The sequence below is a fragment of the Pseudoalteromonas sp. S1727 genome (assembly GCF_005886375.1).
GTDB lineage: Bacteria > Pseudomonadota > Gammaproteobacteria > Enterobacterales > Alteromonadaceae > Pseudoalteromonas > Pseudoalteromonas haloplanktis.
This window is the reverse complement of the sequence record NZ_PNDT01000011.1, coordinates 175,162-189,125: the sequence shown is the minus strand read 5'-3', so window position 1 is coordinate 189,125 and position 13,964 is coordinate 175,162. Positions and strand designations below refer to the sequence as shown.

Sequence of the window (13,964 nt, the reverse complement as noted above, 5' to 3'; positions counted from 1 at the left end):
GCCTAATAGGTTGCACAATGTAACGCACTATTAAAATTTTTATAACAAAACAAATAGAAGAATAACAGCGCTATGAATAACCAACGTCACCTTATCAATGTACTCGTACTGGTCTTAGTCTTAAGCCCAGCGGGGATGTATTAAAAGGTGAATACGCTTTTTAAAAACCCCCGCCTTCAGCGGGGGTTTTTTTATGCATTTAAAATACAATGCCATTGCGATTAAATAGCGAACAGAGTCAATACTCTCGAACCGCTATTTTACAAAGGTATTAGGCACGCAGAGGAATGAGGATGAGTACACAACAATATAATGGCTCCGAACTAGTTGTTCAGGCATTAAAAGCATTGCGAGTAAAATATATATTTGGCTACCCCGGTGGTTCAGTATTAGATTTATATGATGCATTATTTCAACAAGATGATGTTGAACATATCTTAGTGCGTCATGAACAAGCAGCCACTCATATGGCCGATGGCTACGCTCGTGCAACCGGCGAGGTGGGTGTTGTATTAGCCACTTCAGGACCTGGTGCAACCAATTGCATTACAGGTATTGCAACCGCTTATATGGATTCAATTCCAATGGTGGTGCTCTCAGGTCAAGTGCCAACGAACTTAATTGGTGATGACGCGTTTCAAGAAACCGATATTATTGGCTGTTCACGCCCAATAGTTAAACATAGTTTTAACTGTCGTAGCGCAAAAGATATCCCTGCAATTTTAGCGAAAGCATTTTATATTGCCAGCACAGGTCGCCCTGGTCCTGTGGTTGTTGAACTACCGAAAGATATGTTAAATCCGGCACTAAAATTTGATTTTGAGTTCCCACCTGCAACAGAGCTGAGAACCTATAGCCCGAATACTAAAGGCCACCCAAAGCAAATTCGTAAAGCCGTTACCGCTATATTAGAAGCTAAAAAATTAGTTATCTATTCTGGTGGTGGTATTGTTATTTCTAACACCTCTGAGCAACTAACCCACTTGGTTGAGTCACTCAATGCGCCAATTACCAATACCTTAATGGGTTTAGGTGGTATTTCAGGTGTGCATCCTAATTTTATTGGCATGCTTGGTATGCATGGCAGCCTTGAGGCAAACAAAGCAATGGCCAATGCCGATGTGATTCTAGCATTAGGCGCGCGCTTTGATGATCGAGTAACCAACAACGTCAAAAAATTCTGCCCTAACGCGACTATTGTCCATGTTGATGTCGACCCAACATCAATTTCTAAAACAATTAAGGCGCACATTCCAGTTGTAGGTTGTTTATCAACAGTACTTGAGCAATTACAAACTGCAATTGATAAAAGCCCCATTAAAATAGACCGTAGTGCGCAAGAAGATTGGTGGCGTCAAATCATCAGCTGGCGTGAGCAAAAATGTTTGAGCTACAACCATGAAGGCGACAAAATCAAGCCTCAAGCGGTCATTGAAGCAATTTATAAAGCCACCCATGGTGATGCTTATATCAGCTCCGATGTGGGTCAACATCAAATGTTTGCCGCGCAGTACTACCCGTTTAAAAACCCACGTCAGTGGATCAACTCAGGTGGGCTTGGCACAATGGGGTTTGGCTTACCCGCAGCAATGGGTGTAAAGCTGGCATTTCCTGATAAAGAATCTATTTGTGTGACCGGCGATGGTTCAATTCAAATGAACATTCAAGAACTATCAACCTGTTTACAATATAACTTAGCAGTCAAAGTTGTGTCACTGAATAACCGCTCATTAGGGATGGTTCGCCAATGGCAAGACATGGTTTATGGTGGACGCCACTCATCGTCTTATATGGAGTCGCTACCTGATTTTGTCAAACTTGCCGAAAGTTATGGGCACGTAGGTATTCGCGTCAACACACTCGATGAACTACAACCAGCTATTGATAGAGCAATGTCGATAAATGATCGTCTAGTATTTTTAGATATTTTGGTTGATGAAAATGAACATGTCTACCCGATGCAAATTAAACTTGGGGCAGTTGATGACATGTGGTTACGTAAAGGAGTGAAAGCATAATGCGCCGTATCTTATCTATTTTACTTGAAAATGAACCGGGCTCTTTATCTCGCATTGTTGGCCTGTTTTCACAACGCGCTTACAACATTGATAGTTTAACCGTTGGCACAACTGACGATCATTCACTGTCTCGTATAACGATTACCACTATGGGTGATGATCGTGTGGTTGAGCAAATCACTAAGCAGGTAAATAAACTCGTCGATGTACTAAAAATTATCGATTTAACTGAAATGTCGCATATTGAGCGAGAGCTGCTATTAGTCAAAGTATTCGCGCAAGACGAAGCAAAACGAGCAGCGGTAACACGTGTTGTTGATGTATTTCAAGGGGCTATTTTAGACATGGGTCGTAATAGTTACACATTACAGCTTGTTAGCAGCACAGATAAGATTGAGTCGTTTTTGGATACCCTACGCCATGAAACCGATATTATTGAAGTGGTTCGCTCTGGTGCCGTTGGCATTGGTCGTGGTGATAAAGCGTTAAAAGCGTAACACTCATTTTCGCAACAAAAAAAGGGCTAACTAGCCCTTTTTTATTTAATCAATTTACTTGATTAAGGATTAACTTGATCTTTTAGACCTTTACCCGCTTTAAAGCTTGGGATAGTTGCCGCTGCAATTTGAATTTCTGCACCAGTTTGTGGGTTACGACCAGTACGTGCAGCACGCTCTTTTACAGAGAAAGTACCGAAACCAACTAATGCAACTGAATTACCATCTTTTAAAGAAGAAGTAACAGCACCAGTGAATGCATCAAGTGCACGTGTTGCTGCTGCTTTAGAGATTTCTGCATCAGTAGCGATTTTTTCAACTAATTGAGCTTTATTCATTTGTTAAATTCCTATTCGTTATTATTTTGCCTTCGCAAAACCTATCTTTATGCATTTTTTAAGTCTTGGCAACAGCAAAATGCCTTTTTTGCGTAAATTCTTAAAAAATGAGTAAATTTTAAATAATTGCCCAAATAAATATCGATTTAAACATTAACCAACAGTGAATGTAACCACTAATTTGGCAAATCAATATGACAATTTGTTTATCATTCCACTTTTTCGATAACTAAGGTCACTTCCCCGACCTCAATGCCAAACTTATCAATAGCTGTACGGTTAATCAAGCGCGATTGTGTTACCAAGTACATCCAATCATCTAAATTAACTTCAATGGTGTCATTTTGGTAAGGTAGTTCAAGCGTGTATTGCCAATGAAACACACTGCCATTACTGCTACCTTTAGCAATACCAATCACATCTGAGGCGGTGCCCGTTAGAGAATTATCGTCATTTAAGGTGATTTTCCACACTCGACGCTGAGTTTCGCCATCGTCGTAAACTAAATCTTCCTCTATCACGCCCTGATTGCCATCCCAGCTGGCGTTCATATCAACGACCATCTTGCGGGTTAGTTCACCGCTGTAATCCTGCACAACGCCATAGGCTTTCAATCTGCCATTAAAAAATTGCTTAAAATTAAATTCAGGGCTGCTGCCCTGATAATGATCGACATCTGGCGCAACACAGCTGACTAATGTAATACAAAAAATGACTATCAATGCTGATGTTAACTTTTTCATTTTTGTTCCCCGATCAGTTGTTTACGCATTGCAGGCTGCGAAGTTTGCGGTGATAGCCAAATAGCTAAAAAGTGATCAGCAAACTCACTGTCATCAATACCACCCAGCTTGCTATCATTATGGTAAAAAGTGCCTTTACCTTGCTCATCCGTTATAAAAGAAAGTGTTTCTCCTTCTTTTATATCTGGCCATAGCGCTAGCAACTCTTTATCGTACTTACCAAGCAAGTCATTCTTTCCTAAATGCTGCCATTGTTCATTGGTGGCTTTAACAATGTCTTTGGCAGCAAAGTCCCTTAAATAGGTTAACGATAACTTGCTTGGGTGTTGGCCAAACTGATATTGACCTGAAGGAGTAGCAAGTTTTGCATCGTAAACATCCCAAAAGTAGTATTCAAAGCGACTCTGCCCTACTTGTTTGAACTGTGCTGCTAAGCTATTGATTGATAAAAGTAGCAAGAAGAGGGTAAATAAATAAACGGTAATTTTACGCATAACTCATCCTTTAAATAATAAATGATTGATACGTGATTAATGGCCATAGCGATCGTGTAAAAGAAGATAAGTCGCTATTTTTTTATTCGCAAAAATAATCAAGGTAAACATCAACGCCCAACTAAGACCATATACCAACCAAAAAAACCACAGTGGCTGGGCTATTGTTATTACCTCAAATCGCGCGCCAGCCCAATAACTTGCCGGTGCAAACACAGTACATAAAACACATGATAAATACCAAGGAAGCCTGGTTAGAAATTGCATTGACGTATTAACAGTCAACAACAGTGCGCTCCACAGTAATACCAACCAGATGGGGTAAGGGGTTGATTTAAAGCCAAGTAAATCAAATTGCACCATTATATATTCAAAGCACAGTGCGATACTAAGGCCAAGCAACAACAGCAGTGAATCTTGCTTACGTTGTTTCGATAACCACAGCATCAAAATAAGCACTGTCGCTATAGGTAAATTTGCTTTGTTTTCAAAAAGTAAGGCCATAAACCAAACACTTTGGAACAGCGCAAAATTAATAACCGAGTGCAATATCATCACCAGAGTGGCTAAATCGAGGCTTACGCGCCACTAAGTGCACGGTACTGGTTGCACGGGTACGAAATGCCCCTTCGCAATACGCTAGATAGAACAACCATAAACGGTAAAAACGCTGATCAAACTTTACTTTGTCAATCTCTGGCCAGCTTGTAATAAACCGCGTACGCCAATCAGCCAAGGTTCTAGCGTAATGAACACCAATGTCTTTAATACTGTGTACGACCATATCGGTTTGCTGTTTAATTTGCTTATTCATTTCATCTATGCAGGGCAAACAGCCACCAGGGAAAATATATTGCTGAATAAAATCGGAGTTTTTTAAATAATGCTGATAGCGTTGATCACCAATAGTGATTGCTTGGATCAACATTGCACCAGAGTCTTTCAATAGCGCATTACACTTTTGAAAGAAGCCGGGTAAGAATTCATGGCCGACAGCTTCAATCATCTCTATTGAAACCAGCTTGTCATAACGCCCTTCAAGCAGACGGTAATCTTGTTTCAACAATGTAATTTTATCTGCAAGCCCTAATTCGGCTATTTTTTGTGCCACATATGCGTGTTGTTCATCTGAGATTGTCGTAGTCGTAACATGGCAACCATAATGAGTAGCAGCATGAATAGCAAACGCCCCCCAGCCTGTGCCAATTTCAATTACAGTGTCTCCTTGCTGTAAATCAACTTGCTGACAAATTAAGTCCAATTTGTAACTTTGCGCTTGCTCAAGCGTTGCCTCTTTCGTGGGGTAAACAGCGCACGAATACAGCATTTCAGTGCTTAAAAACGATGAATAAAGATCATTGCCTAAATCATAATGGGCGACTATGTTCTTTTTCGAACCGTGTTGCGAGTTTTTATTTTTAAAGTGATTAAGACGAAAATAAAGATTGCTAAAAAACGCAAATTTTTTCTCAAACGCATCCAGCTCAGCCTGATTTATCGCAAAAATCTCAATCAATGCGGTTAAATTATCGCAATCCCAATGACCTAGAATGTAAGATTCCCCCGCACCAACACTTCCAGATAAAGCAAATGCTTTATACATTAAGGCATCATGCACAGTTAACTGCACCTTCAACTTACTTTGATGGTCGCCAAAATGAACAACCTCATTACCATGTACTAAGGTAATATGGCCTACCTTTAGGCTATTAAACGCACCAAAAACAAGTTTTTTATATACTTTGACTAGCCAATCGTGCGATTGCCCACTTTCTAAACTGGACACTTTTTCCATAATTTCACCTAAAATTTAATTACAGTATCTCAACCGCCGTTACCTGAATGACCAATAAATGGCACACGTTTACAAAGCAACTTAAAAGCATGAACGTAAATACCTTTAAAAATACTCCACGTCATTGCTGGGAACTGTTTTAATAAACGACTGATCGCAGCCTTTGTTAATGTGTGTCGCTCAAGCCGTAATGTGGCATCAAACAACAGCTGGTCATCTTTTTTATTTTCAATATGTATCATGGTGTTATCTTTATTAAAGCGGATATGCCAATGATAGTTCATATCAAGATCCATAAAGGGTGATACGGAAAAAGCTTTTTTAAAGTTCACTTTTTTTGCAAGTGGCACTAAATAATAGTGTCTTTCGTTCCACGGCGTGTTGCTCACCTCAGCAACCATGTGGGTAAAGTCACCGGTTGCCGTTTGGTAAAAATAGAAATTTACTGGGCTGAAATACACCCCTAAACAGCGTAATTGCCCTAACATATAAACATGAGTAAATGACTCTGATACGCCAAGCTGAGCAATTCTAGTAAGTGCGCGTTGGCTAATGGTGTGTTGTGGTTGCTCTGCGTATGCTAGGTAATCTTGTTGGCAAAATTTTAGGGCCTTAAAACCTTTCGTGCCCAACCAAGGGTGAACGCCATCTAAACTATCCGGTTCCATTAAATCAACCCACATCATATACATAGGGTACTTAAATTGATGTGCTTTAACAGCAAATCGGCGATGCTTAACATCGCCAACATAAACCGCGCTAGTCAAACTCAACCCCTAATTGACGTGCGACATCAACTGCACTTTTCACACCATCTTCATGAAAACCGTTGTACCAGTACGCACCGCAGAAAAAGCTATTATTTTCACCATCAATCAATGGTTTTTGCTTTTGAGCTGCAATCGATGCTTTGTTAAACACCGGGTGATGGTAAGTAAATTCCCGTAAAATTTTAGCTCTATCAATACCGTCACGATAATTTAAGGTCACGCAAAACTGAGTATCGCTGTGTATTCCTTGTAAAATATTCATTTGGTAAGTGACCACTGCGGCCTTGTCGGTGTGATCATTTAACAAGTAATTCCAACTGGCCCACGCTGCTTTTCGCTTTGGTAATAAACTCGTGTCAGTGTGTAGGATCACTGAGTTTTCAGTGTAAGGAATGGCACCAAGTACAGTTTGTTCATCCATAGTTGGCTCATCCATTAAGGCCAGCGCTTGGTCTGAATGACAGGCAAAAATCACTTTATCAAAGGTTTCAGTACGCCCGTCAGCAAACTCTATAGTAACAATCTGCTCATTTCGTTTTACTGTTTTGATGTGACTATTGAGCTGAATTTTGTCGGCAAACCCTTTAATTAATGGCGCGATGTATTCACGAGAACCACCGGGGATCACATACCACTGTGGACGATTAGTAATATCTAATAGGCCATGGTTAAAAAAGAACTTTACAAAAAATTCAACACCCACATTGCTCATTTCTTTAATGCTGGTAGACCAAATCGCCGCGCCCATGGGCAAAATATAATGGTAGCGAAAGAACTCGTTAAAGCCATGTTGATCAAGCAAGGCGCCTAATGTTTGCCCTTGTTGGTATTGATTAGCTGCGTGTAATGACTTACACAGTTTATTAAAACGCACAATATCGCTGAGCAATTTCCAAAACCGAGGACGAAAGATATTACGCTTTTGGGCAAATAAACTAGTAAAGGTATGGCCATTGTATTCAAAACCCGTTTGTTCATTATGAACACTAAAACTCATTTGGGTGGGTTGGCGATTAACCCCAATACGCGCTAGTAACTTCTCAAAATTGGGGTAAGTACGGTCATTAAACACAATAAAACCGGTGTCTACAGCGTATTCTCGTCCATCGACCTGAACATCGACAGTCGCGGTGTGCCCACCAATGTAATTGTTTTTTTCAAATACCGTTATATCGTACTTTTTATGCAGTAACTGTGCACAGCTTAAGCCGGCTATACCCGACCCTATAATGGCGACTTTTTTCAACGGGTTAATCCTTTTGCAAGTTTTAGCCATAGCGACAATGGCAGGATACGTAAACATTTTAAAATGAGGGTAAATCGATAAGGAAAATGCACTTCTTTACGTCTTTTTGCCACGCCTTTAATAATATAATCAGCTGCTTTTTCAGCTGTTACAGCCATGGGCATTGGAAAGTCATTTTTGTCTGTTAGTGGTGTTTTCACAAAGCCTGGGTGCACTAACGTGACATCAATATCGTTTAAATCTATAGCCAAACTTTTCGCCAAATAGCTGACTCCCGCTTTTGACGCGCCATACGCTTGAGAGCGTGGCAGTGGTAAATAAGTGACACTTGAACTGACCAGTACCAGCTGGCCGCCGGGTTTAATTTTAGGTAGCAGTGCCTCTAAGCAATAACCCATACTGAGTAAATTGGTTGTGACAACGCGGGTAAATAAACTGCTATCAAAATTACGTGCATCGTCAACATATTCACAATTTCCTGCATTTAAAATCACTCGGTCTAAATCAGGGTAAGCTGCTGTTGCAAGACGTATCTGCTGAATGTCGGTAGCATCGAATTGGCATGCTTGGATATTATCAAACTGTCCAAGCGCGTTTAATTTTTCCTGATTTCGACCACAGGCGATCACCGTATCACCTGCACTCGCGTATTGTTTTGCTAATTGTTCCCCGATGCCAGAGGTTGCACCTGTTATCAAAGTGATCATGACTGTGCCGCCCTTTTGTCTATGTAATTAATCACAGAGCCGAGCAAAGGAACATGGCGATACAATAACGCGCCAACATCAAAGTAATCTCGATGACTAATAATCTTTTCATCAACAAACTGCAAGTGGCTGTGCCCTTCAACGCTTATCTGCTGCGCACCATTAAGTTTTGGGTGCACGTATTGCATTGTCCAGTACACAAAGGCCTTATCGTCAGTGCTAATTGCATCACTGATAGTAAATTGGCAATAAGAGAGGTTACTATAAAGACCTGAAAAGTAGTTTGTTAGTTCAGTTAAGCCAGTTACCTGATGCAGAGGATCTTTAAATGTAATATCTTGGTGGTAAATCTGATTCAATAAACATAAATTGTCTTTATTGAGTGACTGATAAACCTCAATAAATTTTTCCGTTTTGTGATTACCCATATCATACCTTAAATGCGTCAAGTGCTCGTTGTCGAGCCGCTTTATGATCTACAATTGCTGGCCAGTACTGATTTTTATCGCTTCCCTGCAATGCTAAATAAATATGCGGAAAATGAATATGCTTGCTCGGTACCGACGTAAGCTCCGGTACATACTTACGAATGAACTCCCCTTCTGGATCAAAACGTTCGCTTTGGGTAATGGGATTAAATATTCTGAAATAAGGCTGCGCATCACAACCGGTACTGGCAGCCCATTGCCAGCCGCCATTGTTTGAGGCAAGATCACCGTCAATTAGATGCTGCATAAAAAAACGCTCACCTTTGCGCCAGTCAATCAGCAAATGTTTGGTTAAAAAGCTAGCGACCACCATACGTAATCGGTTATGCATCCAACCTGTCTGTTGCAATTGCCGCATCGCGGCATCAACCAGTGGGTAGCCCGTTTTACCTTGGCACCAAGCAGTAAAATCAGCATCGTCGCTGCGCCACTGAACGGGATCATACTTTTCATTAAAGTTTTGGTACTTATTGAGTTTTGGGTAAGCCACGATTAAATGCCGATAAAACTCACGCCATACTAATTCATTCACCCAAGTAAATAAGTTGCTTTTAGAGCTGCTCAATACATCGATATGCTGTTGCTGTACCAAAGCGATTAATTGATAAACAGACACTACCCCCAACGCTAAATATGGACTTAAGCCCGATGTGCCTTTAATACTTGGAATATCTCGCTGATCTTTATAACTGAGTAACTTCTCGTTGATAAAACGGCTACAAATTTGACTAAGCGACTGGTCATCCACAGGCCATTTATGGGAAGAATTATCAGTGCTCAGTAATGCACAGCTCTGCCACGCAATTGGGCTGAACATGGTCGGTGGGGTCGTAAAATAAAAGTGTGAATCTTGATACTGTTTTAACCAGGCATTTTTAAATGGCGTAAATACTTTAAACATTTCGCCGCTTTGATTAAGCACAGTGCCCGGTGGCGCTATTACATCACCATCAAATAACAATAATGAGGTTCCAATTTCATCACCATGTTTTAAAAAAGCCTGATCACGCTTAACTTCGTTAATTTCATACTCTTTATTTGCATAGACACTTGATACTGCATGTTGCTGACAAAAGGCCGTTAACCGCTGAATGCAGCCGCTATAATCAACACCATCAATAATATGCAATTTAATGCCATTATCAGCCAATAATTGACCTAAGTAATCGAGTCTGCGTTTTAGTAAATCAATCTGGATAGGCGCAACACCATGACACTGCCATTGTTGCTCCGTGATGAAAAAAACAGCATTCTTACAGCCATTTTCAATAGCTTGATAAAGGGCCTGATTATTAAAAAGGCGCAGATCGCGCCTAAACCAAAATACAGTGTTCATTAAATTCCGTAGCGTAATTTTAGTTCGTTTGGATAAGGGTTAAAGTACACTTGTTTTGCTAAGTACTCGTTTGGGTGCACTTTTAAATGATGCTTAAGCAATGTCAGCGGTACATACAATGGCACTAAACCATCGCGGTACTCATCAATTGCATCACGCAGTTCTTGCTTTTCTATTTTGGACAGCTGCTTTTTAAAATAACCCTGTAAGTGCATCAAGGTATTACTATTATTTTTTCGAGATGCAGGCCTTTTCAATGCAGCCATCAAACCACTGATATAGCTATCTGCTAACGCTTCAAAATCACGCCCTTCGTAAGTGCCAAGTAAATTACCTAGATCACGATACGCTTGGTAATTGTGAGCCATTAACAGGTATTTATACTGTGCGTGAAACTGTGTTAAACGATGAACCGTTGCAGGTTGCTCGCGCAGTAGTTGCCAATTTTTGTAGGTGAACACTCGCATTACGAAGTTTTCACGTAAATGCATATCGTTTAATCGGCCATTTTCTTCACAAGGTAAGAGTGGGTTATGTGCCATTATTTGCTCAGCAAAAAAACCAACTCCTTCAGAAGTATTACCAGTGCCGGCTTCATTGTATATTTTGATCCGCTCCATACCGCAACTTGGGCTTTTAGCGCAAAATACAAAACCACTGAGCTGTGCAGATTGCTCGGTAGCAATACGTTTGCCGTATTCGGTCAACTTTGGACCAACATCTTCACTACCATCTGGACGACACACCTTGATAGTATCACCCACTTTGACTTGTCTAATAGTCGGCCTTGGGATCGGTAACCCAATCGCAACTTCCGGACAGAAGCGTTGATACTCGACATGTTTTGCCAGCTCATCCATACAGAAGTTCGATTTTTTATGACCACTGTCAAAGCGTACTTTTTCACCTGCAAGGCAGGCACTAATGCCAATTTTAATACTCGATTGCGCCATAATATTCCCAGTAAGTATTCCTAGTAAATCAAACTACCAATTGGATTAAGTAACTTACTCAAGCCTTTGTTAAAGTGTAGTGCACTGCTGACAACTGTGTAGCATAAACACCCATCTTTGGTTATTGGCGTATGTTGATGACGACCATCTAACCACATAAAGTCGCCAGCAACGTAGTCTCCCTCTTCATCACTAAATTCGCCATCAAGTAACAGGGTTAATTCAAAACCTGTGTGCGTATGCTCTGGGATCTCACCACCGGCGGCAATGTGCAATAAACTCGAACGCAGTGCACCGTCTTCAAGACCAATACGCGAACGCGATATTTTGCCCAGTTGCATAAACTTACTGTGCGGAATACGTGTAAGGGCCCGTGGCAATTGATAGCTATATTGTTTAGTGATAGCAACGGTTTGCGGTTGGACTTCATACACGTCATCAACGTCATCATTTTCTGTAATTGCCGCAAGTAATGACATAGCATCAGCACTGAGCTCTTCATCAATAGCACTTTGAGGTTGAGCAAAGATAAGCTCTGCATTTTGTGCTTCAAGTCGCTTCACTTTAGCATGACAGCATTCACACATTTCTAGATGAATTGCCACGGCAACACTCAGGCTTGCTGGCAGTGACGCATTACAATACTGCGCTAATAACGCATCGCTTGGGTGATGTTTAATCATGGCGGTCTCCCATTTCATTGCGTAATTTTTGTAACGCTAAACGTAAACGTGATTTCACAGTGCCTACAGGAATATTTAACTGCTCTGCTAGTTGTTCCTGTGACATATCCTGAAAATACACACCTTTAACCACGTCCCGTTGTGCTTGAGGTAACTTATCCAAGTAGTTTTTTATCTGCTGGGTTTCAAGGTGATCGCTAAATTCGTAGTCAGAGTTGGCATGTTGCTCTACCAAAGGCCAAATATCTTCACTGATATGCTCTTCTTTATTACTTTTCATTTTTCTCAGCATATCGAAAGAGGCATTTCGCATCACGGTATATACCCAGGTGGTTGCTGCACCTTTATCGTTATTGTACAAATGCGCTTTACGCCATACCGAGGTCAGCGTTTCTTGCACAAGCTCCATCGCTTGTGCGTCAGAATTAAATTGTTTAATACCAAAGCGTTTAATTTTAGGTGAAAAATAAGCAAATAAATAAGCAAATGCTTGTTTATCACGCTTGTCGGCGACAGCCGATAAGGCATCAGCGAGCTCTTTGCTCGGCGTTTCTGGCATGGCAGTATAGTTACCTGTGTTAGGTTCACAACGTGTAGCTGGTTGTTGACTTACCATCTTAATATTCCTATTAGTATTCTTATGTGTGCAATACGCGGCAAAAATACAGAGGGATCATATTAATTAGGAAAATTCGTTATTAATCACAGTATGGAGGAAAGAATGAATATTCGCAAAGTCAGATTCAAAGGCAAGTTGTTGTTTTTTATCAATTGAGATAGGGAGTAACTCAAGCCATCTGGCAACAACCCAATTAAGCTCATTAAAGTGAGTTTCGCGGTAAAGCTCATTTAATTGCTCATTACTTGCAAATAACTGCTGTAACGCTGTTTGTAAATATTTATCTTTATTTGCAAATTGACGAGGTTGTTGAAACCAAAATATGTTTTCAGTTGCCGATAGCTGACCATAACGCAGTTGTTGTTTATTTTCACATACATCATTAATTTCAACCACTGATGTAGCGACAACATCAATCAATAATTGCCCATGCTTATCTTGTGAAAAGTCGATAATATCCACTAAGCAACCGTACTTGGGAACATTGAGGTAGCTATCTATATCGTATTGACACAGCACAAATCCTTGCTCAGTTTTTAATGACTCTTTAACCATCTCTAGATAACGAGGCTCAAAAATACGTAACCGCGTATATCCGCAAGGTAGAATAAAGACGGGTAATGGAAAGATTGCACGTTTCATAAGGCTTACTACATCAATTAAACTTTGCATTACGTTACGTGCACCGCAGCGAATAAGATCAACGTTAGTGATTATTAGTAACCTACTGCGTTTAACCTAAGTTTAACCATTGCCCCAGATTACGCAGTAGCTCTACTGAAGCATAAACACTTAATAGGCTCACGACGGGTGCTAACATTAAAGCAAATAATCCAAGTTCGCTGCTCATTGTCTTACCCCTCAACCTTAGACGCACTATTGCTCACCACAGGGGACGGCGAAATTTCAACTGCATTAGAGTCAACTAATTGCTCATTTGGCAAAGAAAGTAGCCCGTTTAACATTTTTTGCGAATCACTGAACACAGATTCTTTTAATTTACTTTGTAATTCATTACTTGCACTTTCAATGTAATGAGCAATATTGTTTGTAAGTGTTTGAGTAATGTCTAATTGACCGTCATTTGCACTTACCTGTGTAGAACCAACCACCAAAAGTGCTGCAACCGATAGTTTAATAATGCTTTTCATAATGGTATTCCTTATTGTGTTATTAAGTTAGTCGCTATTACTTAATCAAAGGTTGTGCCAAGTGAAAATTATTTTTTAATACATTGAAATATATAAAGTTATTAAAATTTATTCGAAGTGAATTTT

At 40.3% G+C, this 13,964-nt stretch carries 17 protein-coding genes; 2 read left to right on the top strand and 15 right to left on the bottom strand.

Annotated features, from left to right (window positions below; translation table 11 throughout):
* Window positions 1–293: 293 nt before the first annotated feature.
* The gene (locus tag CWB85_RS04260) at window positions 294–2,018 is read left to right on the top strand and encodes an acetolactate synthase 3 large subunit (protein WP_016706671.1); all 1,725 of its coding nucleotides are present in this window, start codon (window positions 294–296) and stop codon (window positions 2,016–2,018) included.
* Complete coding sequence (gene ilvN / locus CWB85_RS04255; protein WP_016706672.1) at window positions 2,018–2,515, top strand: acetolactate synthase small subunit; 498 nt, start codon at window positions 2,018–2,020, stop codon at window positions 2,513–2,515. Before CWB85_RS04260 ends, ilvN begins: the two co-directional genes overlap by 1 nt.
* 62 nt (window positions 2,516–2,577) lie before the next feature.
* On the opposite strand, the gene CWB85_RS04250 is transcribed toward ilvN, so the two are convergent.
* The 15 genes from CWB85_RS04250 to CWB85_RS04180 all read right to left on the bottom strand — a co-directional run bounded on the left by CWB85_RS04250 (window position 2,578) and on the right by CWB85_RS04180 (window position 13,838).
* The gene (locus CWB85_RS04250) at window positions 2,578–2,853 is read right to left on the bottom strand and encodes an HU family DNA-binding protein (RefSeq protein WP_016706673.1); all 276 of its coding nucleotides are present in this window, start codon (window positions 2,851–2,853) and stop codon (window positions 2,578–2,580) included.
* A 209-nt stretch (window positions 2,854–3,062) separates the two neighbouring features.
* Window positions 3,063–3,596: a DUF3833 domain-containing protein gene (locus tag CWB85_RS04245; protein WP_138554190.1), complete on the bottom strand. Its 534-nt coding sequence runs from the start codon at window positions 3,594–3,596 to the stop codon at window positions 3,063–3,065.
* Complete coding sequence (locus CWB85_RS04240; protein ID WP_016706675.1) at window positions 3,593–4,090, bottom strand: chalcone isomerase family protein; 498 nt, start codon at window positions 4,088–4,090, stop codon at window positions 3,593–3,595. Before CWB85_RS04240 ends, CWB85_RS04245 begins: the two co-directional genes overlap by 4 nt.
* A 36-nt stretch (window positions 4,091–4,126) precedes the next feature.
* A complete protein-coding gene (locus CWB85_RS04235) occupies window positions 4,127–4,645 on the bottom strand; it encodes a DUF2878 domain-containing protein (protein ID WP_138554261.1) in 519 nt (172 codons plus the stop codon).
* On the bottom strand, window positions 4,623–5,885 hold the full coding sequence (locus CWB85_RS04230) for an SAM-dependent methyltransferase (RefSeq protein ID WP_138554189.1): 1,263 nt from the start codon (window positions 5,883–5,885) through the stop codon (window positions 4,623–4,625). The genes CWB85_RS04235 and CWB85_RS04230 overlap by 23 nt, the downstream gene beginning before the upstream one ends.
* A 29-nt stretch (window positions 5,886–5,914) precedes the next feature.
* Entirely contained in the window at window positions 5,915–6,652 is a 738-nt protein-coding gene (locus tag CWB85_RS04225; protein WP_016706678.1) for a DUF1365 domain-containing protein, read from the bottom strand.
* The gene (locus CWB85_RS04220) at window positions 6,645–7,901 is read right to left on the bottom strand and encodes an NAD(P)/FAD-dependent oxidoreductase (RefSeq protein ID WP_138554188.1); all 1,257 of its coding nucleotides are present in this window, start codon (window positions 7,899–7,901) and stop codon (window positions 6,645–6,647) included. The genes CWB85_RS04225 and CWB85_RS04220 overlap by 8 nt, the downstream gene beginning before the upstream one ends.
* Window positions 7,898–8,608, bottom strand: coding sequence for an SDR family NAD(P)-dependent oxidoreductase (locus CWB85_RS04215; protein WP_016706680.1), 711 nt, complete (start codon window positions 8,606–8,608; stop codon window positions 7,898–7,900). The genes CWB85_RS04220 and CWB85_RS04215 overlap by 4 nt, the downstream gene beginning before the upstream one ends.
* On the bottom strand, window positions 8,605–9,036 hold the full coding sequence (locus tag CWB85_RS04210) for a nuclear transport factor 2 family protein (RefSeq protein ID WP_016706681.1): 432 nt from the start codon (window positions 9,034–9,036) through the stop codon (window positions 8,605–8,607). Before CWB85_RS04210 ends, CWB85_RS04215 begins: the two co-directional genes overlap by 4 nt.
* 1 nt (window position 9,037) lies before the next feature.
* On the bottom strand, window positions 9,038–10,432 hold the full coding sequence (gene phrB / locus CWB85_RS04205) for a deoxyribodipyrimidine photo-lyase (RefSeq protein ID WP_138554187.1): 1,395 nt from the start codon (window positions 10,430–10,432) through the stop codon (window positions 9,038–9,040).
* A complete protein-coding gene (locus tag CWB85_RS04200; RefSeq protein WP_016706683.1) occupies window positions 10,432–11,385 on the bottom strand; it encodes a YbgA family protein in 954 nt (317 codons plus the stop codon). Before CWB85_RS04200 ends, phrB begins: the two co-directional genes overlap by 1 nt.
* Before the next feature lie 20 nt (window positions 11,386–11,405).
* The gene (locus CWB85_RS04195) at window positions 11,406–12,068 is read right to left on the bottom strand and encodes a ChrR family anti-sigma-E factor (protein ID WP_138554186.1); all 663 of its coding nucleotides are present in this window, start codon (window positions 12,066–12,068) and stop codon (window positions 11,406–11,408) included.
* Window positions 12,061–12,684, bottom strand: a complete 624-nt coding sequence (locus CWB85_RS04190; protein WP_016706685.1) for a sigma-70 family RNA polymerase sigma factor — start codon at window positions 12,682–12,684, stop codon at window positions 12,061–12,063. Before CWB85_RS04190 ends, CWB85_RS04195 begins: the two co-directional genes overlap by 8 nt.
* Before the next feature lie 66 nt (window positions 12,685–12,750).
* Window positions 12,751–13,329 carry an LON peptidase substrate-binding domain-containing protein gene (locus CWB85_RS04185; RefSeq protein ID WP_029215979.1) on the bottom strand — a complete coding sequence of 193 codons (579 nt, stop codon included), beginning with the start codon at window positions 13,327–13,329 and terminating at the stop codon, window positions 12,751–12,753.
* Between the two features lie 212 nt (window positions 13,330–13,541).
* Window positions 13,542–13,838 carry a hypothetical protein gene (locus CWB85_RS04180; RefSeq protein ID WP_016706688.1) on the bottom strand — a complete coding sequence of 99 codons (297 nt, stop codon included), beginning with the start codon at window positions 13,836–13,838 and terminating at the stop codon, window positions 13,542–13,544.
* Window positions 13,839–13,964: the final 126 nt, after the last annotated feature.